The sequence below is a fragment of the Streptococcus sp. 2106 genome (genome assembly GCF_013277315.1).
In the GTDB taxonomy this organism is placed as follows: Bacteria; Bacillota; Bacilli; order Lactobacillales; family Streptococcaceae; genus Streptococcus; species Streptococcus pseudopneumoniae.
The window spans coordinates 1-1,020 of record NZ_VMMS01000136.1; the positions used below are offsets into that span (position 1 = coordinate 1).

2 protein-coding genes are annotated in these 1,020 nt (G+C 31.1%); one reads left to right on the top strand and one right to left on the bottom strand.

The features are described 5' to 3' along the window. Positions 1-529, top strand: a 529-nt coding sequence (locus tag HT723_RS11050; RefSeq protein WP_240154971.1) for a restriction endonuclease subunit S, incomplete at its 5' end; no start/stop codon positions are given. Here HT723_RS11050 and HT723_RS11055 read toward each other — a convergent pair. Continuing rightward, positions 483-1,020 (bottom strand): restriction endonuclease subunit S (locus HT723_RS11055; RefSeq protein WP_228325793.1); only part of this gene is annotated, 538 nt, incomplete at its 5' end. The two genes, HT723_RS11050 and HT723_RS11055, sit on opposite strands and share 47 nt — an antisense overlap.

Consider the following 1,020-nt stretch of genomic DNA (forward strand, 5'->3'; position numbering starts at 1 on the left):
CTCTTATTATGGGAATATACCTATGAATTGGGTACAGACAACATTAAATTATATAGGAATAATTAGTACTGGTAACACGCCATCTAAAAATAGCCCTGAAAACTACGGTGGCGAAATACCATTCTATAAACCTGCTGATTTATTACAAGGAGAACTATACAATGCAACTGAATATTTATCGGTTCTAGGAAATACAAAATCCAGAAAAATAAAAGCAGGTTCTATTTTAATAAATGGTATTGGAAATATTGGAATTGCTGGGATTGTTCGTGTTGATGGAGCGTTCAATCAACAAATGCATGGCATAGAAGTATTTAATTTTGTCAACTCAAAATTTTTACTTTTAGCTATACAGTCTGATTTTATGCAAAAACAATTCAAGAACAATACATCATCTACCACCATTCCTATATTAAACAAAACTAGATTTTCTCAAACTATAATTAATTTTCCAGGTATACGTACACAAAAATTAATAATTACTAAAGCTGAGAAACTTTTTGAAAAAGTAAGTCAATTTCCTGAGTAATACGCATTTGTTCATTTCTAGGTAATACAGGAATCAATATGTTCCCCAAGTTATTTTTACTAACACCTCCAATTATTCCAGATTTACTCTCCTGAAAATCACTGAGAAATTGTGGGCTTTGAAGAAAATAGTAGAGCCATTTATTTTCTCCATAATAAAAGGATAGGCTACATAATTTATTACCAAAACAAACATCTTGTTCCAATAAACCTATTTTACGTCCAGCACTACCACCTTCTAAGCACAGCAATACAGAATTGAAATAGCTAATTTTGAATTTTGATAAATATCTATCGGGAATTCTAATGCCGTTATCATAATTAATAGTGCTATCAAAATTGACATCCTTGGTTGCGATATAATTAAACCCATCTACTCCAGAAAAATATTTTTTCTTTTCAGTAGCGTTAATACTATTTCCAGTGTAGAGATTGGAGACACTATCTAGAGTTGAAAGCATCCAATTTCTCGGTAACTTCCCATAATAAGAG